Genomic DNA, 19680 nt, shown 5'->3' on the forward strand with positions numbered 1-19680 from the left:
CTAGCTTGTCAGCAAACGCTGATGCCAACTGTGTGATACCGCACGATTTTATCCTTCTGAACGGCAAAAATACCAATTAAGGGCTAGTCAAGCGATGTAACCATAAATGGCCATAAAGTGACAAACACTGCCACCCAGCACGAACAGATGCCAGATGGCGTGGTTGTAAGGAATGCGCTTGGCCACGTAGAAGATGACCCCCAGGCTGTAAATGAGACCACCGAGCCCGAGCAGCAACAAGCCCTCGCCCTCCAGATGGAGGTAAAGCTGATAGATGACCACCAGCGACAACCAGCCCAGCATCAGGTAGGTAAACAGCGATAATTTTTCGAATCGGTGGATGAAGAACAGCTTGAACACCACCCCCGCCAGTGCAAGTCCCCAGATCACCACCATCAGCCCCTGCGCCAGCGGGGTATCGAGCGCCACCAGCAGGAAAGGGGTATAAGTGCCAGCGATCAGCAGATAAATGGCGCAGTGATCAAACACCTTGCACCAACGTCTGGCACTTCCCTCCGCCATGCTGTGATAGAGGGTCGAGGCAAGATAGAGCAACACCAGGCTGCCGCCATAGAGGCTATAGCTGATAAGCGCCTGGGTACCCTGCCCCCAACCCTTGTTCAACAGCAGGATCAAGCCCAGGATCCCGAACACCAGCCCCAAGCCGTGGCTGAGGCGATTGGCCAACTCCTCGCGGGGAGAATAATCCGTCACACTGCTCATAACATACTCCTGCCCAAACTGGGCTCACTCTAGCCGCCGTCATTTCAGAGTACAAGTGTTAGCTTAAATGGAACCTCATATGATTGGGCTCATCCCCATGATGCGCTCATGGCTGCCACCCGTTTACCTTTGGTGTATGCTCTGCGGCCGATGCCCACGTCACTGTCGCTGCCACGGTTGCTCACCTCCCGGTGACACCCTGGCAACCTGGTCTGGAGAACCTGATGAAGTTGACTGAACTGTTTGCACTACCGGATCCGGCCTTCGGTCAGGCCATGACGGCCCTGCTGGAGACCTTTCATCACTCGGATGACAGTCAGGCCCCCTACCAGCACGATCACTTCACCCACCAGCTCGATCAATCCCGGATGCCCACTGTCGGCATCTCGATGGATAACTATCTGGCGCGACTGGCAACCCTGGTGCCAGGGGCCTCCCATCTGACCTCCCCACGCTACATGGGGCACATGACGGCGCCACTCCCCGCCTTCACCGCCGAGTTGTCACGCCTGCTGGTGATGCTCAACCAGAATCCGATGAAAATGGAGTCCTCCCGCCTGCTCAGCTTTCTGGAGCGGGAGGTGCTGGCCAAGTTGCACCGTCTCATCTATCGCGCCGATGATGCTTTTTATGGCGAGCAGATGCATGCCAAGGATGCAGCCCTCGGCGTCATGACCAGCGGCGGTACCATTGCCAACGTCACCGCCCTCTGGCTGGCCCGCAACCGCGCCTGCGGTGACAACCTGTTCGCCCTCTACGAGCAGGGTTATCGCGGCGCCGTGATCCTGGGATCCCGGCTGATGCACTACTCCTTCGACAAGGGGATGGATCTGCTGGGGCTGGGCGCGCCCAGTGTCTGGCGGCTCGCGACCGACGACCAGAACCGGCTCGACATGGCGGCGCTGGAAGCCGCACTGACCCAGTGCAAGGAGCAGAAGTTAAAAGTGCTGGCACTGGTCGGGGTAGCCGGCAGTACCGATTTTGGCTCCATCGATCCCCTGCCCGAGCTGGCGGCCATTGCGGCCCGCGAGCAAATCCACTTCCACGTGGATGCCGCCTGGGGCGGCCCGACCCTGTTTTCGCCCCGCTATCAGGGGCTGCTTGCAGGAATTGAACTGGCCGATACAGTGACCCTGGATGGTCACAAGCAACTTCTGGTACCACTCGGTACCGGCATGCTGCTCTGCCGCCAGCCAGACCTCATGATGACTGTCAAGCGAGAAGCACCCTACGCCATCCGTGCCAGCTCCTTTGATCAGGGCCGCTTTACCCTGGAAGGCACCCGTCCCGCCAATGCACTCTATCTGGACGCGGTCTTCCAGCTATTTGGCCAGCAGGGTTACGCACGGCTTATCGAGGCCAACTACGACAGAGCCAGATTGATGGCGGATCTCATCAACAAGGATCCCGCTTTCGAGCTGATGTCGGCCCCGGTGATGAACCTGCTCTCCTACCGCTGCATTCCGCCCCATCTACAGGGCAAAGCGCTCGATGAGGCGGCCAACGACCAGATCAACCAGTTCAACGTCGCCCTGCAAAAAGCCCAGCGGGCCGAGGGGCACAGCTTTGTCTCCCGCACCCAGCGAGCGGTAGTCCGCTATGGTGCCCAGCCGCTCACCCTGCTGCGCGCCGTGCTGCTCAATCCGCTCATCGAAGAACGGCATATTCGTGAGCTGCTGGCAGACCAAAAGCGGTTGGGTGACCAGATTTCCCGCCAGCTATTCGGCTAGGCAGGCGGCAGGGAACTGGACGCCAAATGAGCGGTCTTATTCATTTGCCGTTGTCTACCTTGCAGGTAGACTGGACAAAATTTTAAGGTCTATTTTTGAGGGCTATGAGCCAGACATGAAGCAATTTATTGAATTTATTCCACTTATCGTTTTCTTCGCGGTCTACAAGTTCTACGACATCTACACGGCTACCGGCGCCCTTGTCGTCGTGACCGGTCTGCAACTCATCTATAGCTGGGTGCGTTACCGCAAAGTCGAGAAGATGCAGCTCTTTACCTTCCTCTTGGTCGGCTTCTTCGGCGGCCTCACCGTCTTCTTCCATGACGACGCCTTCATCAAGTGGAAAGTCACCGTCATCAACATCTTGTTCGCACTGGGCCTGCTCATCAGCCGCTACGGCTTTGGCAAGAACCTCATCAAGCAGATGCTGGCCAAGGAGCTGCAAGCCCCCGATGCCATCTGGGATAGAGTCAATCTTGCCTGGGTTGGTTTCTTTACCGTCTGCGGCCTGCTCAACCTCTATGTGGCCTTCAACCTGCCGCAAGAGATGTGGGTCAATTTCAAAGTGTTCGGCTTGCTCGGCATGACGCTGGTGTTTACGCTGCTGAGCGGTGTCTACCTTTACCGCCACCTGCCGGCCGAGCAGAAAGGCGAACTGAAAAAATAATCGCCATCAAGAAGAAGGATTGTCTCATGTGGTATCTCATCTACTCCGAGGATGTTCCCAACAGCCTGCCCCTGCGCAAACAGGTCCGTCCTGCCCACCTGGCCCGCCTGCAGGCGCTGCAGGATGAGGGACGACTGCTGACTGCAGGCCCCAACCCGACCATAGATGCCGACGATCCGGCCGATGCGGGTTTCTCCGGCAGTACCGTCATCGCTGAATTTGCCAGCCAGGCCGATGCCAAGGCCTGGGCAGATGACGATCCCTATGTGGCAGCCGGTGTCTACGCCAAGGTCACCATCAAGCCCTACAAAAAGGTGTTTTGAGCTCAGGTGGTGGGCGAAAACGCAAAAGGCCGGACAGTGTCCGGCCTTTTCACATCTGTGCTGCCCTTGTTTAAAGGTCGCTCAGGCCCTCGCGACAAACCAGGGGTTGAGAATATCTGGCTTGTTGTAGGCAAGGGGTGATCCATCGAGCCGGGTCACGCTGCCCCCGGCCCCTTCAAGCACGGCCTGCGCCGCTGCCGTATCCCACTCACAGGTAGGTGCGAGGCGTGGATAGAGCTCGGCCCCCCCTTCGGCAATGATGCAGAACTTGAGAGAGCTGCCCATGGAAACCAGCTCAATCTCCCCAAATGGCGCCAGGTAATCGAGGGTCTCCCGGGACAGGTGGTTACGACTGCCCACCACCCGCCATGGCGCCCCTTCCTGATGAGGCAAGGTCTGGATGGCTTCACGCTTGCCATCGGCCACACGCCAGGCACCCATCCCCTTGCCGCCATACCAGAGCCGGTCCAGTACGGGGGCATAGACCAGACCCCACAGCGGCTTACCATCCTCAATCAGCGCGATATTGACGGTGAACTCGCCGTTGCGGGAGACAAACTCCTTGGTGCCGTCCAGCGGATCCACCAGCCAGTAACGGGACCAGCCATGGCGCAACCCCATCACCTCTGGGCCGGACTCCTCCGAAAGCACAGGAATATCGGGGGTGAGCCCTGCCAACGCCTGCACTATCACCTCATGAGCCCCCTTGTCGGCGGCGGTCAGTGGGCTTTCGTCCCCCTTGTACTCCACCGTAAAGGGCTGGCTGTAGATGGCCATGATGATGTCACCGGCAGCACGGGCGATGGGCTCCAGCTCGGAAATTGCAGGGAAAAACATAGAAAAGACATCCTGGTCAAATGGTTAACACAGTGTACCTATTTTGGATTGGTATGGCTTATAGCTGATTTAGCTGAGTTATTACCTGTCACTTCTGACAGACAAAAAGTGGCGCGACTCGGCTAATTCTCAATAGTCATTCGACGCAACATAAGGACATGAAGCAATGAACTACAAGACCCTGACCGCCACCCTGCTGCTGAGCTGCCTGCCCCTGTTGAGCCAGCCTTTGCTGGCCGCCGACAAGCCGGCTGCCAAGCCAGCGACCACGGTCACCACCGCCAAGGAGAGTGGCAAGGTGAACCTGAATACGGCCAGTATCAATGAGTTAACTGCTCTCAAGGGGATCGGAGAGAAGAAGGCGCAGGCCATCGTCGATTTTCGTGAGAAACAGGGCAAGTTCACCACGGTTGAACAACTGGCGGATGTCAGCGGCATAGGGCCGGCCACTCTGGAAGCAAATCGGGACATGATCATCGTCAAATAGCCGGTTTGGACTTCTTCCATCATGAGGGCGGCCTGTGGCTGCCCTATTTTTCTTCGGGTATCATGGGGCCACTTTGTATCTCTGGACTCTCTCCATGAAAAAGACACAGCTCGTTGTACGCAAGGCCGTTCTTCCTGTCGCCGGTTTGGGCACCCGTATGCTGCCTGCCACCAAGGCCATCCCCAAAGAGATGCTGCCCGTGGTCGACAAACCGCTGATCCAGTATGTGGTGCGTGAAGCCATCGCTGCCGGCATCAAGGAGATCATCCTGGTGACCCACTCGAGCAAGAACTCCATCGAGAACCACTTCGACAAGAGCTTCGAACTGGAAGCCACCCTGGAGAAGCGGGTCAAGCGGCAGCTGCTGGAGGAGGTGCAACACATCTGCCCCAAAGATGTCACCATCATGCATGTGCGCCAGGGCGAGGCCAAAGGTCTGGGCCATGCCATCTTGTGTGCCCGCCCGCTGATCGGCGACAACCCCTTCGCCGTGCTGCTGCCGGACGTGCTGATCGATGACATGGCCAGCGACCTCAAGCGCGATAACCTGGCCGAAATGGTACACATGTTCGAAGGGGATCAGATCAGCCAGATCATGGTGGAAGCGGTTCCCGACAGCGAAGTGGACAAGTACGGTATCGCCGACATCAAGGGCGAAGCCCTGACCGAGGGCATGTCCCTGCCGATGCAGGCCATCGTCGAGAAGCCGCCCCGTGACGAGGCTCCTTCCAATCTGGCCGTGGTCGGCCGCTACGTGCTGTCAGCCAACATCTGGCCACTGCTGGAGCGCACCCCTGTCGGTGCAGGTGACGAGATCCAGCTGACTGACGCCATCGCCATGCTGATGGAACATGAGCAGGTCAACGCCTACTTCATGAAAGGACGCAGCCACGACTGCGGCAGCAAGATGGGTTTCATGAAAGCCAATGTGGAATACGCGGTACGCCATCCGGAACTGAACGGTGAATTCACCGCCTGGCTGAAGCAGTTTGTCAAACAGTTGTAAACGCTGAATATTTAACCTATCTACAGAATAAATAACTGGGCATCGTTCGATGCCCTTTTTCATTTTATAAACAATTATTCAACCATTGATAGATAAAATATCGCTAAATCATAATATTGTAATTTAATCACGCTTGTTCTATAAGGATTAAGGCTTGTTCCTAGCCCTTGCATAAAACTCCTAAAAAAATATAAGACACAGGTGGAAGTTCCAATGAATAATCCGTCCAAAGGGACCTTTTTAGGTCACCCTAAAGGGCTTTTTTTGCTCTTTAGTACCGAACTGTGGGAGAGATTCTCCTATTACGGCATGCGGGCCGTGCTCGTTCTCTATCTGACAGACATGACTGCCAACGGCGGTATGGGCTGGACTCAGGCCGATGCCCTCAAGCTCTACGGCATCTATACCGGTCTGGTTTATATCACTCCCATCATAGGTGGCTGGCTGGCAGATACTTTCCTCGGCCAACGCCGCGCCATCCTGATCGGTGCCATCTTCATGGCAGCAGGTCAGTTCACTCTGGCCCTGCCGCATGCCATGTTCCCGGATATGGTCAACAGCGTCTTTTACGCGGGTCTCGGCTTGCTGATCCTGGGTAACGGTCTGTTCAAGCCGAACATCTCCACCATGGTGGGTGACCTTTACAAGGAAGGTGACCACCGTCGTGACGGCGCCTTTACCATCTTCTACATGGGCATCAACCTGGGTTCCCTGCTGGCAGGCGTTATTTGTGGCGCCGCCGCCACTGCCTATGGCTGGCAAGCTGCCTTCGTCAGCGCCGGTATCGGCATGCTGCTCTCTCTGGTAGTGCAGGCCACCATGGCGCAACGCTTCCTCGGTGACATAGGTCGTGTGCCGGCCGCCCAACGCGCAGCCCAGCAACGTTCCAAAGAGCAGAAGGCGCCGCTGACCAAGCAGGAAGTGGATCGCATCAAGGTGATCCTGGTGCTGGGTCTGTTCACCATCATCTTCTGGGCAGGCTTCGAGCAGGCCGGTGGTCTGATGAACCTGTACGCACAGGAATATACCAACCGCATGATCGGCAGCTTCGAAGTGCCGACCGCCTGGTTCCAGTCCTTGAACCCCTTCTTCATCATCACGCTGGCCCCCATAGTCGCAGCCATCTGGATCAAGCTCGGCAACAAAGAGCCGAACTCACCGGTGAAGTTCGCTATGGGTCTGCTGTTCCTGGCCGTGGGCTTCCTGTTCATGATCGGTGCTGTGCTGGAGCAGGGTGGCGATCAGAGCGTCAAGACCTCCATGTTCTGGCTGGTCGGTGCCTACCTGTTCCACACCCTGGGTGAGCTCTGCCTCTCCCCTATCGGTCTCTCCATGGTGACCAAGCTGGCTCCGCTGCGCTTGGCCTCCCTGATGATGGGTGCCTGGTTCGGCTTCGTTGCCCTGGCCAACTATATCGCCGGCTTCGTTGGCTCCTTCGTCGGTGAATCCGGTCCCATCGCCATCTTCGGCGGCATTGCCATCGCGGCCGTGATCAGTGCCCTGATCCTGTTGACCATGGCCAACCGCCTGGTCTACTGGATGCACGGCGCCGAAGGTCCGGCCAAAGAGCCCGAAGAGCACGACAAGAAACTGCAGTCCGCCACCGTCTAACCGGTCAGGATTGTAAAAGACAAACGGGGCGCCCACTGGGCGCCCCGTTTGTCTATGTCTGCCACAAACCAGCCATCAGTGATGGCGTACCTGCATATGGAGAGCGCTGCCGCTGTCATTGTCAAACTGCAGGTCAAAGGGTTCGTGCCAGCTGCGCTTGTGCAGTGCGTAGTGGCTGCTGCGCATCAAACCGAGCGGCAAACCGCCAGCTCGCATCAACCAGTGCGGTGAGGTCAGCCCGGCATTGGCAAATACCAACCCGTCCTCCTGATCAAACAGCAGAGCCGCCATGGCAAAGGAGTGACGCAGACCGGATTCGATAAGTTGCAGATTGAGGTAGTCGAGCAGCCGGTGCGGCTGGGTCAGCAACAGGCTCTCCTTGTGCTGGAACTGGCGATAGGGAGCATTCATCAGGGAGCGCACCAGGGCGCCGCAGAAAGCCGCATCCACCCCGAGGATCGGCAGCTCCATCACCAGTACCAGCAGCTTATCATCCACCTTGAAGGTATCCGGGATAAACAGGTTGCCCATCCCCTTGAAGGTGACTTGCCAGGGACCCCACTCCTGCAGTGATGGCGGCCTCAGCCAGGCGAGCAAGCGAGTGGCGGCTTTGTCGTGATCACGAAAGAAGTCGATGTGATCCCTCAGCTCCAGCTGCTGCCCATGACCATAGTTGGCCGTCAAACACTGCTCTATGCTGTGGCGCACCAGGCCATAGTCAGACACCGGCTTGATGAGATAATCACGGGCACCGGCGCGCAGAGCACGCTCGACCGCCTCCATCTTGCTCTGGGCCGAGATGACGATGACGGGAATATGGGGATAGCGGGCAGAGAGGCAGGCAATGACCTCATGCCCATCCATGTTGGGCATGTTCAGATCGCACAGCACCACATCGGGGTGATAAATCGCGGCGGCAGAGAGGCCTTCAATCCCGTCTTCGGCCTGAAATACGCACGCCCCGTCATGCTCGAGATAAGTTACCAGAGAGTGGCGAAAAACGGCTTCATCCTCCACCACCAAGATCCGTAATCCGGCTTTTGACATCTTGATAAAGCTCTTATTAGTCAATCAGTTATTTTAGCCTCAAGCCTAGACCATAACTGGCTGGCCTGACCAACATGATGCTTGAACAACGGCATTTTCCTACAGGTTCGATGACCAACTATCTGATAAAAGGTGGGTAATTCCAATCGATGAGCACAGACCCGGATTTTCCGGCTTGACGGTTTTCGCACAAAAAATAACTCATATGAAGCCCTTTCATCCCAATCTTATTCCCGCCGTAACGTCAGCGGGGAATGCAGACAAATCCCGACCTGGCCACTTCTGCGCTCGGCGCGAATTGTATGAGACCCCGCCATGGGGGATAATGCCTCCCACGCCAGCCCCTGAAGAACATCATGACACCAGCCGAATACAGCGCCCTCGCCCATCCCAGGTTGTCCCATCCGGCTCGCAGCCTCTATACCTTGCAGCTGCGCAGACTGGTGCTGGAAAATCAGCTGGCCCGCCTCAACTATCCCGAGCTTGGGCGCTCATTGGCAGTGGTTGATCCAAGCGATCCCAGCGGCTTCTGTTTTCAGGTCAACGCCCGCCAGCTGACCGAACTGTTCGACGAGCTGATGGAAGCCGGCCTGCTGCAGGTCGAGGCGCAGGCTGACAGTGAGCACTACCATCAGTGTCCGTTCCAGCTGCCGCTGCTGACCCAGAAGGTGCGCAGCCCGCTGCCGGAGCGCCCCTTCCAGATGCACCTGCAGTGGCGCCCGGATGAAGAGCTGCCCGCCCTCGCCCGCCTCTGCGGGGTGATCGATGCCAGCTACAACGAAGAGGATCTGGGGGAGTTCATCGCCTACTGGCTGGGCCGCCCCGAGGTGTTCGACTCCCAGCATCAATGGATGCTCAAGTTCATTCGTGCCCTCAAGACCCGCCGCTACGTCCGTCGCCAACCCATGGAAGCGAAAGGCTACCAGCAGGTCACGTCAGCCCCGGCGGAGGCAGGACCGAGCAAGCGGGCACAACAGATGATCGAAGAGGCAAAACGGCTGGCCCATAGTCAGAAACTGGAACAGGCACCACAGCAGGAGCCGGATAATGATTGATAGCGGCCCCTGCCTGCAGGCAAAATCAACCCCTTGCAAACCCATCCCTGACCCAGCAGAAGGAGCATTCCATGACTGACCCGCAAGATCCCCTGCGCCAGGAGCTGGAAGAGATTGAAGCCAAACGCAGGAAGATCGCCAAAGCCAAACAGGATCATCGTGTGCACGATACCGAGCTGAGCCAGCACGTGGGCGGCCTGCTTGAGCGCATTCGCCGTCTGCAGGCCCAGACCGGTGGCAGCCAGTACGACTACGAGACTCTGCGTAAGGAGTACGACGCCAAGGCCAACGCCGAGGTACGCGAACTGCAGAAGGCGGCTCGCCAGGAGCGGATCCAGAAGCTCATCGCCCAGGCGGATCTCAACCCGGACTGGGTATTCGAGAAGATGGATGCCACCGATCCGGCGCTGCAGTACCCTATGGAGACGGCCCGCTACTTCATCAGCGGTTTCGAGCACTGGGAGAAGAGCGGTGGCGGCTGCATGCTCATCTATGGCGACTATGGCACCGGCAAATCGACCCTGGCAGGCGCCGTGGCCCATGAACTGATCGCCCTGCACCAGAAATCGGTGATCTTTCAGCAGTGGGCCTCCATAGTGGATCGCCTCTTCTTCAACGTGATCCAGGATCAGGAGGAGCGCAATCAGTACCGCCGCGCCCTGGAAGAGGTCGACCTGCTGATCATCGACGAGGTGTCCGCCAATCGTGCCAAGATGGCGGAGAGCCAGTCCAGCTTCCTCGGCCACCTGCTACGTCGCCGGCGCAACCTCTCCAAAAGCGTCATCATCATCACCAACCACAGCCCCCAGAGCCTGCATCAGGCCATCGGTGATTTCAGCTTCGAGGCAATCAAGGCGTTCAACCCGGTGGATATCCAACTGAGCGGCCCCAGTCGTCGCCCCAACATAGGCCACTACAACGGCTGATCTCCACGCGAGCCCGTGCCAGCTGGCCGGGCTCGCAGTGCCTCCCTGCTTACCCGCCACCAAATAAAAACAACTCTCATTTACAGAGCAATGCCAACCCTCTAGGCTAACCCTTTCGCCAAAGGGAGCAGAACCATGCCAACCACACTTATCTTCGGAGCCAGCCGCGGGCTGGGCCGCGCCTTCACCCATTGTGCCTTGAGCCAGGGCCACAGGGTCGTGGCCCTGGTCCGTAACCCGGAGATGGCCGCAGAGCTGCGTACATTGGGGGTCGAGGTCGTTGAAGGTGACGCCCTCGACCAGGAGGCCGTGGCGCAAGCTTGCAGGCTGGCTGGCCACGAAGCCGGAGTGGTCTCGACCCTCGGCAGTTTCCGCCAACCGGAACCCGTCGACTATTTGGGTAATCGCCATGTGATCGACGAGATGGAACAAGCCGGGCTGACACGCCTGCTGCTGGTCACCTCGCTCGGTTGCGGCGACAGCTGGCAATACCTGCCAGAGCGGGCGCGGGCTGCCTTCGGTCATGAGGTGCGCTTGAAGAGTCTGGCCGAGAGCTGGCTGCAAAGTAGCGCACTGAGCTGGACCATATTGCGCCCGGCGGGCTTGCAGGACGGTGACGCCACCGGACAGGCGGAACTGAGTCAGGGGAAAGAGATGCACGGCCTGGTACGACGCCAGGATGTGGCCGCACAGGGATTGCGCCTGCTTGTCGATGGGACGGCGCAAGGGAATATCTACGCCATCAGTGACCCCACACTGCAACGCGGTTAATCCTGCCAGCCAATTAAAAAAACGGTCAGCTTCAGCTGACCGTTTCCATATCCGGCAGAGTTCAATTGACGGCAGGCACGGACCGCTGGCGCCATGCCAGCACCCAGCAAGCGAGGCCGCCGTTGAGCAATGCTAGTCCCCACAACTGCCACCAGTAGCGTGACACCTGGTCAAAATCGGCGCCCATCTGGTTGAGACGCAAGAAGCCCTCGATGGCCGGGGTACTCGGCACCCACTGGGCCAGCCAGTTGAGCGGGGTCGGGATCAGCTCCAGCGGCCAGATGAAACCCGCTAGGAAAACCAGCGGCATGGAGGAGAGCAGCACCACCTGGGTTGGCAAATCCCGCCGTGTAAACAGGGCGCCCAGCAGCATCCCCAGCCAGGTAGTCGCCAGCAGGAACGGCAGGGTGAACAACCACAGCGCGGCCGGCTCTGCGGTACGCACTATGTTGTAGTGATCGAAGCAGAAGCCGAAAAAGTAGGCCACGGGCAGCACGAAAAGCCCGCCCACCACCAGGGTTCTGGCCAGCAACAGGGCCAGCACAGGGGCACTCTGCCAATAACCATGCTCACCGCGCCCACTGCGTTGATTCTGGGTCGCCCCCAGGATCCCCGTCCCCATCAGCAACACCTGGTGCAGGATCAGCACAAACACCGCCGGCACCACATAGTTCACATAACCCATGGTGGGATTGAACACGGGCAGCACGTTGAGTGCCACTGCATTCCAGCCCGTGGCGGCCTGGGGCAAGGCCTCCCCATGGCTCAGCAGCCGGGCGACCTTCACCTGCGCAGCGAGCGAGCCACCGGCCTGGGCAAGGCCCTCGGCGATGGTGCCGTAAACCAGGAAGTAGGAGGCATCACCGGCGTAACCCAGAGTGACGCTCTTGCCCTGCATCAGATCCCGATAAAAATGGCGAGGGATGTGCAGGATACCGCGGCCCTTGCCCGTCAGCAGCAGATGACGCGCCTCATCCAGACTGGCCGCCCGCGCCACCAGTTTTACCTGGGGGGTGGCATCGGCCATGAACTCCAGCTGGCGAGAGAGCTGACTGCCATCTTCGTTGACCACCACCACCGCCTCTTCCCGCGGCAACTGGTGCAGGTAAGGTTGCGGATAGAGGAAGGAGTAGAAGAGTACCCCGCCAAACAGGGTCAGCATGATGGCCCTGTCGGCCAGCAGGGTGCGCAGCTCCAGCCGCAACAGATCCCAGAAACCTAGCATTGTTCCGGCTCCTTCTCGGCTGTCTGACGAGCAAGATCGGCCTGTTGCTTGTAACGACGAGCAACCAGCAACAACGGCAGTAAAAACAGCAGCAGGGCGCCGAACTGGGGCAAGGCGGCACCGAGCGGCTGACCGTAGTTGGTCTGCCCTATCTGCAGCTCCACATAGTGGGAGATGGGCAAGAGATTTCGCCAGAACTGGGCAAAATCGCCCATGGCACTGACCGGGAAAGTTACCCCCATAAAGGCAAATCCCGGCGCTGTATAGGCGCCCGCCAGCGACAAGGCGCGGGCCGGATCCCGGATCATCCCGTAAAAGAAGGCCCCCATGATGACGCAGGCCGCCGAGGCGAGCCCAAGACCCAGTGTCAGCACCAGCCAGCTGCCTTGCATGGGATAACCAAACGCCTTGAACAGCAGCAGGCTCCACACCAGGCCCCAAGCCCACCCAATCAATACATGAGGCAACAAAATGCGCCAGAGGCCGAACCAGACCCCTTGAGTGGTCCAGTCCAGCCCCAATCGATCGGTGCGAGCCAGGGCATTGATCCCGTAGAGCACCACCAGTATCTGCCATACCGCAGGCAGCAGGGCGCTCAGCAGAAACTGGGCATAGCTGGAATTGATGTTGTAAAGCGCCGTCACCTGGCTGCTGATAGGCACGGATTGCCCCACGGCGCCGGACAGTGCCTTGCCATCGGCCATGGCTGCGAGCACGCCTACCTGGCCATTGAGAGTGCCGACAACCTGAGCCAGCGCCGAGTTGACCAGCTTGGCAATCAGGATGAACTGGCCATTGTTGAACACTGTCACCTGGGGCTGGGTCCCCTGGCGGGCATCCCGATCCAGATGATGAGGGATCACCACCAGGGCGTAGATCTCCCCCCCTCGCAGGGCGCGGGCCCCCTCATTGATGGAATCAAACTGACCCGTGAGGCGCAGGCCGGCGGAACCATCCAGCGAAAATGCCAGCTGGCGGGAGAGGACACTCCGATCCAGATCCACCAGACCGACCTTGAGATCCCGCGCCAACCCGGCCGAGAAGATCCAGCAGAGGATACCCATCAGCAAGAGGGGAACCCAGCTCATCAGGGCACGACCGAAGGGGTCCTGCCACAATCGCCGCCATTCATGTCTCATCAGAGTTCGACCAGCACACTCATGCCAACCCGCAGACCGTCAACCGGCTGCAAGGGGCGTGCCTCCACCTGGAAGCTCTTCATGTCGAAGCCCTGACGGGTATCGGTGGCACGCCAGGTGGCAAAATCACCCATCACGGCCACATGGGTGACCTTGAAGCGGACCGTCTGCTCACCCAGACCAGGAATGGTGGCGTCAAACTCGGTACCCAACGCAAAACGGGGCAGCAAGTCTTCACGCACATGGAACTGGGCCCAGGCATCGCCCATGTCGAGCAGGGTCACCACAGGGAATCCCTGCGGCGCCAGCTCGCCACTGCGCAACAACACCTGTGACACTTCACCTGAGTGGGGGCTGGCGATACGGGTATCGGCCAGATAAGCCTCCACTTCCGCCACCGAGCCTGCTGCCATATTGGCCTGCTCACGGGCCGCCACCTTGGTCTCTTCCCGTGCCCCTTCCAGGGTCATTTGATATTGCTGCCAGGCCATGCCTTCGCTGTACTTGGCCGCCTGCCAGGCAGTCCAGGCCTCATCGCGCTTTTGCAGCGGCATCACCCCATCACGGTGCAAACTGGCGATACGCTCGTAAGTCTTGCCACGCAGCTGGGCGGCCGCCTTGGCTTTTTGCCACTGATCCTTGGCCGCAGCGATTTGCTGGGCACGCGCCCCCTTCTCGGCTTCTTCGGCCATGGCCCCGGCCGCAGCCTGACCCGCCTTGGCCTGGCTCAGCTTGGCCTCAATCTCGGGGCTAGCCAGGGTGAATACCAGCTGATCCTTGGCCAGAACGTCACCCTTCTTCACCAGCACCTCGTCGATCCGGCCCGCCACCTTGGAAGAAACCGAATACTGCTGCGCCTCTATCTGGCCCTGCAAGCGAACCGGCTCAGGCTGATAGGCAAGCCAGAAGCGCCAACCCAGCCAGAGAGCGAGCAACACCAATACCAGTGGCAACAACAGCGGCTTGCCTTGGCTCATCTTCTTCTTGATGGGAGAATGACTCATGAATTCACCTTTATTGCCTGATCATGCTGATATTGATTGAAACTGTTCATCTGACCGGAGAGTGCCAACAGGCGAGCCAGCGAAATCACGTATTGATAGGCAGCGGCGGCGCGTTGGGTCTTGACCCCCGCCAGCTGGTTACGGGCATCGACCACATCCAGCGACGTGGACAGCCCCTGACCGAATGCCTTGTCCCGCAGCAGTACGTTCTCCTCGGCCAGGGCCTGGGAAGAGGAGAGTGCCTGATACTCCTCCAGCCCCTGCGCCGCCTCGCGCCAGGTCTTCTCGACCAGCAACTCCAGATCCTGGCGGGTCTTGGCCTGCAGCAGATTGACCTGCAGCTCGGCGCTCTTGGCCGCCTGCACCGTTTCAGAGCGACCATCCCGACTTACCAGCGGCATACTGACCCCGACCCCAACCAGCCAGTCAGGCGTGGTTTTAGAGGCCAGCGAGTCATCTTCATAGAGGTTGTAGTTACCGAACAGGAACAGCTCGGGGGCATATTTGCCCTTCTCAAGCTTGATCAGACCCTGCGCCTGCTCCTTCTTGGCCGCCAGCAGCTTGAGGCCAGGGTGCACCGCCAGGGTCTCCTGCACGAAGGCATCCAGTTGCGGCATGCCCTCATTGATGAAGAGCTGGGTATTGGGCTCGGCCTGCTTGAGCTTGAGCATGTGGCCCAGCGCTAGCTGAGCTATTTCCAGAGTGCGGCGGGATTTCTGGGTATCGATGCGCGCCCTGTCATAGGCTGATTGGGCAGAGAGGCGCTCGACCTTGGCGATCTGGCCTTGGGCTTCGAGCTTCCTGGCATGATCCAGATGATGGGCCAGCCCCTGCTCTATCTCCTGCTTGGTCTGCACCACCTGCGCGGCCAGCACTACGCCGAAATAGGTCTGGGAGAGGCTCTCGAAGGTGGATTGCTGCTTGAGCACCAGCAGCTGCTGCGCTTCGCTCACCTGAGCCTGACGGATATCCTGCGCCGCATCGATGCGACCACCGGTAAACAGTGGCCACAGCATCTTGACCGAACTGGTCACCACATTCTGCTTGGTCAGGGGAGTCACGAAATCACTGGCGGAGAGATTGAGCGCCTGCATGACAGGGGCCAGCACCTTGCCAAATTCCGGATGGCTGGCGATAGGATTGAGATCCATCATATCGAGCTCCATCGGCTGATCGAGGTGGGTATAGCTGGCCCCCAGATCCACCTTGGGCAGATACATGGCCTTGGCAGCCTCGCGCAGTTGCTTGGCTCTATCCACACCGGCCTGTTCTGCCGCCAGTCCGTCATCCTGCTGGATAACCCGACTCCAGGCTTCGCTGAAACTGACCGTCTGTGCCTGGGCTGAGCCCAGCATGGCCCCAAGCAGGCATGGGCAGAGAGATTTGATGAACCTTGACGTCATACATCCCCAATCTGTTTGTAATGAAATTGTTTGGAGCCTTTGCTCGATTCAAGGCCGGTATAATAGCGCAAACCAGTACGAGAGGGGGACAGCCAAATCGTCGAGCCACCCACTCATTTGACCCCGCAGATCCACCCCGACAATATGCCTGATTTTCAATCACTCCTGAATTTGCAAGCCTTGGCGCGACGTTTTTTTCAGAAAAAAATGGCTGACGCTCAAATACTAACCTTTTCTCCTGACTAAAAAATGCGTAATATACGCCGCCCTAAGCCGATGGTAACCGTGGAATGCAGATAGGTCCCCACACGCTTGAAACACCCTTGATTGTGGCGCCCATGGCCGGTGTAACAGACCGACCATTTCGTGAACTTTGTTTGCGATTGGGTGCCGGCATGGCCGTTTCCGAGATGCTGCTGGCCAACCCGGATGTCTGGGATACCCAGAAAACCAGGATGAGAATGGATCACTCTGCAGAAGGTGGCTTGCGATCGGTCCAGATTGCCGGAGCCGACCCAGAGATGATGGCGTTTGCCGCCCGCTACAACGTGGAGCAGGGCGCTCAGATCGTCGACATCAACATGGGTTGTCCAGCAAAAAAAGTGAACAAGAAGTTGGCAGGTTCCGCCCTGCTGCGCCATCCCGATCTGGTCAGAACTATCTGCCGGGCCGTAGTGGATGCAGTGGATGTGCCTGTTACCTTGAAGATCCGCACAGGATGGGATCCGGATAACCGCAATGGCGAGGAGATCGCCCGAATCGCCGAAGATTGCGGTATCGCGGCCCTCGCCGTGCATGGTCGTACCCGTGCCTGCCTCTACCGGGGTCACGCTGAGTACGACACGATTAAGGCGATTAAGCAGGCCGTATCGATTCCTGTTGTCGCCAATGGCGACATAGACAGCCCGGAGAAGGCCCGGTATGTCCTCGACTATACCGGCGTTGATGCCGTGATGATCGGCCGTGCAGCGCAAGGACGACCCTGGATTTTCCGGGAAATCCGTCATTTTCTTGAGACGGGCACCAAGCTGCCGCCTCCCGAAAGGGAAGAGGTTCGCACCCTGATGAACGAGCATGTAACCAACCTGCACCAGTTTTATGGTGCATATCTGGGAGCGCGCATTGCTCGTAAACACGTGGGCTGGTATCTGGATGAAGAAGAGACGGGCCGAGAATTCCGTAAGCACTTCAATGCCCTGGATTGTGCAGACGCACAACTAGAGGCACTCGAAGCGTATTTCGATGGATTAGGTTAACGCATAACTAAAGAGCCGACCGAATATGTTCGAACAAACCCTGACTTCTGATGCATTGGTAACAACTACTCACAATCACGCTGCCGAGCCGACCCAGCGCCCCCTGCGTGACTCTGTGCAACAGGCCCTGCGTAACTACCTGGCCCAGTTGAACGGTCAGGAAGTGATTGATCTGTACGATATGGTCCTCTCCGAAGTCGAAGCTCCCATGCTGGACGTGATCATGCAATATACCCGCGGTAACCAAACCCGCGCCGCTGTGATGATGGGCATCAACCGTGGCACCCTGCGCAAGAAACTCAAGCGCTACGGCATGAACTGATCTCGGTCAGATCTGCTGCAGTGCAGATGAAGGCGTATTCCAGCAATGGGATACGCCTTTTTCTATGGCTGCCATTTACTCGCTGGCAAGCTTGATGCCCAGCCCCACGAACAAGCCCCCCATCAGACGGTTGAGCCAGCGCCCCAACCGGGCAGGCAAGCTCACCCTGCGGCTCGCATAGGCAGTCGAGAAAGCCAGCAGGTGGCACCAGATCATGCCGTTGAGGTTGAAGATGCAGCCAAGCAGAATGAAGGCCAGCGCCTTCTGTGGCGCATCCGGGGCGATAAACTGGGGCACAAAGGCGAGGAAGAAGAGCGCGACCTTGGGATTGAGCACATTGGTCAGCAACCCCTGCCGAAAGATCCGGCCATAGGAGAGCACAGGCAAGGGCACAGCTACGTTGGTAGCAGAAGGCGCCTTGGCCCCTTGCCAGAACATGGAAAACCCCAGATAGACCAGATAGAGCGCCCCCATCAACTTGATGACGGTGAACAGCTCAGCCGAGGTGCTCAGCAAAGCAGACAACCCCAGTGCAGCCGCCAGCACATGCACCATGGTGCCCGTCCCAATCCCCAGCGCAGCCACGGAACCAGCCCGCCAGCCCTGAGAGCCGCTGCGCAACATGATGAGCAGAGAATCAGGCCCAGGCATCATGTTCAACAACAAACCAGATACGATAAACAACGCCAGATCGTGGATCCCCAACATACACAGCTCCTTGTTCGTGAAAGAGACAGTCTATGGATCCCATGTCTCTTGTCATCCCCCGTAGCAGCAATAGTGATTATCAACGGAGGGAATAGCCGAGGCATCACAACTTTGGCCAAATAGGGATCCGAGGATAAAAAGAGGAAATCATCAAACTGAACGCGAAGGGAAGGCGAATTATTTGGACAATACCTTGTACAGAAATGCAAAAAACGGTGGGAAGGAAATTTCAGGCAATAAAAAACCCCGCTCGATGAGCGGGGTTCTTCGTGTTGGGTGCCTGGCAGTGTCCTACTCTCGCATGGCGAATGCCACACTACCATCGGCGCTACCGCGTTTCACTTCTGAGTTCGGCATGGGATCAGGTGGTTCCACGGCGCTATGGCCGCCAAGCAAATTACTTCAATCTGAGAAAGCTGACGTGAATAACGATTTGCCTGTTGGCTTCGCTATCACTGAATTAGGTAGTAGTTCTTCAATTTGCTACAAGCCTTAGAACACTTCTTGGGTGTTGTATGGTTAAGCCTCACGGGTAATTAGTATGGGTTAGCTCAACACGTCGCCGCGCTTACACACCCCACCTATCAACGTTGTGGTCTCCAACGGCCCTTTAGGACCCTCAAGGGGTCAGGGATGACTCATCTCAGGGCTCGCTTCCCGCTTAGATGCTTTCAGCGGTTATCGATTCCGAACTTAGCTACCGGGCAGTGCCACTGGCGTGACAACCCGAACACCAGAGGTTCGTTCACTCCGGTCCTCTCGTACTAGGAGCAACTCCCTTCAATCATCCAACGCCCACGGCAGATAGGGACCGAACTGTCTCACGACGTTCTGAACCCAGCTCGCGTACCACTTTAAATGGCGAACAGCCATACCCTTGGGACCGACTTCAGCCCCAGGATGTGATGAGCCGACATCGAGGTGCCAAACACCGCCGTCGATATGAACTCTTGGGCGGTATCAGCCTGTTATCCCCGGAGTACCTTTTATCCGTTGAGCGATGGCCCTTCCATTCAGAACCACCGGATCACTATGACCTACTTTCGTACCTGCTCGACCTGTCCGTCTCGCAGTTAAGCTGGCTTATGCCATTGCACTAACCTCCTGATGTCCGACCAGGATTAGCCAACCTTCGTGCTCCTCCGTTACTCTTTGGGAGGAGACCGCCCCAGTCAAACTACCCACCAGGCACTGTCCGCGAGCCCGATTCAGGGCCCTGCGTTAGAACATCAAACATACAAGGGTGGTATTTCAAGGACGGCTCCAGCGCAACTGGCGTCACGCCTTCAAAGCCTCCCACCTATCCTACACATGTAGGTTCAATGTTCAGTGCCAAGCTGTAGTAAAGGTTCACGGGGTCTTTCCGTCTAGCCGCGGGTACACCGCATCTTCACGGCGAATTCGATTTCACTGAGTCTCGGGTGGAGACAGCATGGCCAT

At 58.1% G+C, this 19680-nt stretch carries 19 protein-coding genes and 2 rRNA genes (1 of these 21 cut by a window edge); 11 read left to right on the top strand and 10 right to left on the bottom strand.

The window, feature by feature from the left end:
* Positions 1 to 87: 87 nt before the first annotated feature.
* Entirely contained in the window at positions 88 to 723 is a 636-nt protein-coding gene (trhA, locus tag AC1P02_RS00700; protein WP_021140622.1) for a PAQR family membrane homeostasis protein TrhA, read from the bottom strand.
* Between the two features lie 224 nt (positions 724 to 947).
* Between trhA and AC1P02_RS00705 the strand changes: the two genes are divergently transcribed.
* From AC1P02_RS00705 to AC1P02_RS00715, 3 genes are all read left to right on the top strand, one after another.
* The gene (locus AC1P02_RS00705) at positions 948 to 2453 is read left to right on the top strand and encodes an aminotransferase class I/II-fold pyridoxal phosphate-dependent enzyme (RefSeq protein WP_485183598.1); all 1506 of its coding nucleotides are present in this window, start codon (positions 948 to 950) and stop codon (positions 2451 to 2453) included.
* Between the two features lie 115 nt (positions 2454 to 2568).
* Positions 2569 to 3120, top strand: coding sequence for a septation protein A (locus AC1P02_RS00710; RefSeq protein ID WP_005318063.1), 552 nt, complete (start codon positions 2569 to 2571; stop codon positions 3118 to 3120).
* Positions 3121 to 3146: 26 nt separating this feature from the next.
* Complete coding sequence (locus tag AC1P02_RS00715) at positions 3147 to 3443, top strand: YciI family protein (RefSeq protein ID WP_005318066.1); 297 nt, start codon at positions 3147 to 3149, stop codon at positions 3441 to 3443.
* 81 nt (positions 3444 to 3524) lie between these two features.
* On the opposite strand, the gene cysQ is transcribed toward AC1P02_RS00715, so the two are convergent.
* Positions 3525 to 4280, bottom strand: coding sequence for a 3'(2'),5'-bisphosphate nucleotidase CysQ (cysQ, locus tag AC1P02_RS00720; protein WP_408138340.1), 756 nt, complete (start codon positions 4278 to 4280; stop codon positions 3525 to 3527).
* Positions 4281 to 4446: 166 nt separating this feature from the next.
* On the opposite strand from cysQ, the gene AC1P02_RS00725 reads away from it, so the two are divergent.
* From AC1P02_RS00725 to AC1P02_RS00735, 3 genes are all read left to right on the top strand, one after another.
* Positions 4447 to 4767, top strand: coding sequence for a ComEA family DNA-binding protein (locus AC1P02_RS00725; RefSeq protein WP_021140625.1), 321 nt, complete (start codon positions 4447 to 4449; stop codon positions 4765 to 4767).
* Positions 4768 to 4861: 94 nt separating this feature from the next.
* Positions 4862 to 5773, top strand: a complete 912-nt coding sequence (gene galU, locus AC1P02_RS00730; protein WP_265432370.1) for a UTP--glucose-1-phosphate uridylyltransferase GalU — start codon at positions 4862 to 4864, stop codon at positions 5771 to 5773.
* Positions 5774 to 5986: 213 nt separating this feature from the next.
* Positions 5987 to 7384 (top strand): peptide MFS transporter, encoded by a 1398-nt coding sequence (locus AC1P02_RS00735; protein WP_017412884.1) that lies wholly within the window; start codon positions 5987 to 5989, stop codon positions 7382 to 7384.
* 75 nt (positions 7385 to 7459) lie between these two features.
* Here AC1P02_RS00735 and AC1P02_RS00740 read toward each other — a convergent pair whose 3' ends face one another.
* Positions 7460 to 8431, bottom strand: coding sequence for a response regulator (locus tag AC1P02_RS00740; protein ID WP_485183603.1), 972 nt, complete (start codon positions 8429 to 8431; stop codon positions 7460 to 7462).
* Positions 8432 to 8787: 356 nt separating this feature from the next.
* Between AC1P02_RS00740 and AC1P02_RS00745 the strand changes: the two genes are divergently transcribed.
* From AC1P02_RS00745 to AC1P02_RS00755, 3 genes are all read left to right on the top strand, one after another.
* On the top strand, positions 8788 to 9486 hold the full coding sequence (locus AC1P02_RS00745; RefSeq protein WP_059169466.1) for a DnaT-like ssDNA-binding domain-containing protein: 699 nt from the start codon (positions 8788 to 8790) through the stop codon (positions 9484 to 9486).
* A 71-nt stretch (positions 9487 to 9557) separates the two neighbouring features.
* Positions 9558 to 10412, top strand: a complete 855-nt coding sequence (locus AC1P02_RS00750) for a DnaA ATPase domain-containing protein (RefSeq protein ID WP_021140633.1) — start codon at positions 9558 to 9560, stop codon at positions 10410 to 10412.
* A gap of 135 nt (positions 10413 to 10547) precedes the next feature.
* Complete coding sequence (locus AC1P02_RS00755) at positions 10548 to 11183, top strand: NAD(P)-dependent oxidoreductase (RefSeq protein WP_058395948.1); 636 nt, start codon at positions 10548 to 10550, stop codon at positions 11181 to 11183.
* Between the two features lie 61 nt (positions 11184 to 11244).
* Here the strand turns inward: AC1P02_RS00755 and AC1P02_RS00760 are convergent, their stop codons facing one another.
* Genes AC1P02_RS00760 through AC1P02_RS00775 form a run of 4 tightly spaced genes read right to left on the bottom strand, consistent with a single transcriptional unit; the run spans position 11245 to position 15954 of the window.
* A complete protein-coding gene (locus AC1P02_RS00760) occupies positions 11245 to 12408 on the bottom strand; it encodes an ABC transporter permease (protein ID WP_290026978.1) in 1164 nt (387 codons plus the stop codon).
* Positions 12402 to 13547 (bottom strand): ABC transporter permease, encoded by a 1146-nt coding sequence (locus tag AC1P02_RS00765; protein WP_485183606.1) that lies wholly within the window; start codon positions 13545 to 13547, stop codon positions 12402 to 12404. Before AC1P02_RS00765 ends, AC1P02_RS00760 begins: the two co-directional genes overlap by 7 nt.
* Entirely contained in the window at positions 13547 to 14551 is a 1005-nt protein-coding gene (locus AC1P02_RS00770) for an HlyD family secretion protein (RefSeq protein ID WP_087757248.1), read from the bottom strand. Before AC1P02_RS00770 ends, AC1P02_RS00765 begins: the two co-directional genes overlap by 1 nt.
* Complete coding sequence (locus AC1P02_RS00775; protein ID WP_485183609.1) at positions 14548 to 15954, bottom strand: TolC family protein; 1407 nt, start codon at positions 15952 to 15954, stop codon at positions 14548 to 14550. The genes AC1P02_RS00770 and AC1P02_RS00775 overlap by 4 nt, the downstream gene beginning before the upstream one ends.
* Before the next feature lie 290 nt (positions 15955 to 16244).
* On the opposite strand from AC1P02_RS00775, the gene dusB reads away from it, so the two are divergent.
* Together dusB and fis are read left to right on the top strand one after the other, a co-directional pair.
* Positions 16245 to 17210 carry a tRNA dihydrouridine synthase DusB gene (gene dusB / locus AC1P02_RS00780; RefSeq protein ID WP_005318109.1) on the top strand — a complete coding sequence of 322 codons (966 nt, stop codon included), beginning with the start codon at positions 16245 to 16247 and terminating at the stop codon, positions 17208 to 17210.
* Between the two features lie 25 nt (positions 17211 to 17235).
* Positions 17236 to 17532, top strand: a complete 297-nt coding sequence (fis, locus tag AC1P02_RS00785) for a DNA-binding transcriptional regulator Fis (protein WP_005309538.1) — start codon at positions 17236 to 17238, stop codon at positions 17530 to 17532.
* Positions 17533 to 17607: 75 nt separating this feature from the next.
* Here the strand turns inward: fis and AC1P02_RS00790 are convergent, their stop codons facing one another.
* The 3 genes from AC1P02_RS00790 to AC1P02_RS00800 form a co-directional block, all read right to left on the bottom strand.
* Positions 17608 to 18240 carry a LysE family translocator gene (locus tag AC1P02_RS00790; protein ID WP_219590488.1) on the bottom strand — a complete coding sequence of 211 codons (633 nt, stop codon included), beginning with the start codon at positions 18238 to 18240 and terminating at the stop codon, positions 17608 to 17610.
* A gap of 278 nt (positions 18241 to 18518) precedes the next feature.
* Positions 18519 to 18633 (bottom strand): 5S ribosomal RNA (gene rrf / locus AC1P02_RS00795).
* Positions 18634 to 18755: 122 nt separating this feature from the next.
* Positions 18756 to 19680 (bottom strand): 23S ribosomal RNA (locus AC1P02_RS00800); it runs 1965 nt beyond the window's last position.

It is taken from the genome of Aeromonas sp. TS_SC_11, assembly GCF_057318915.1.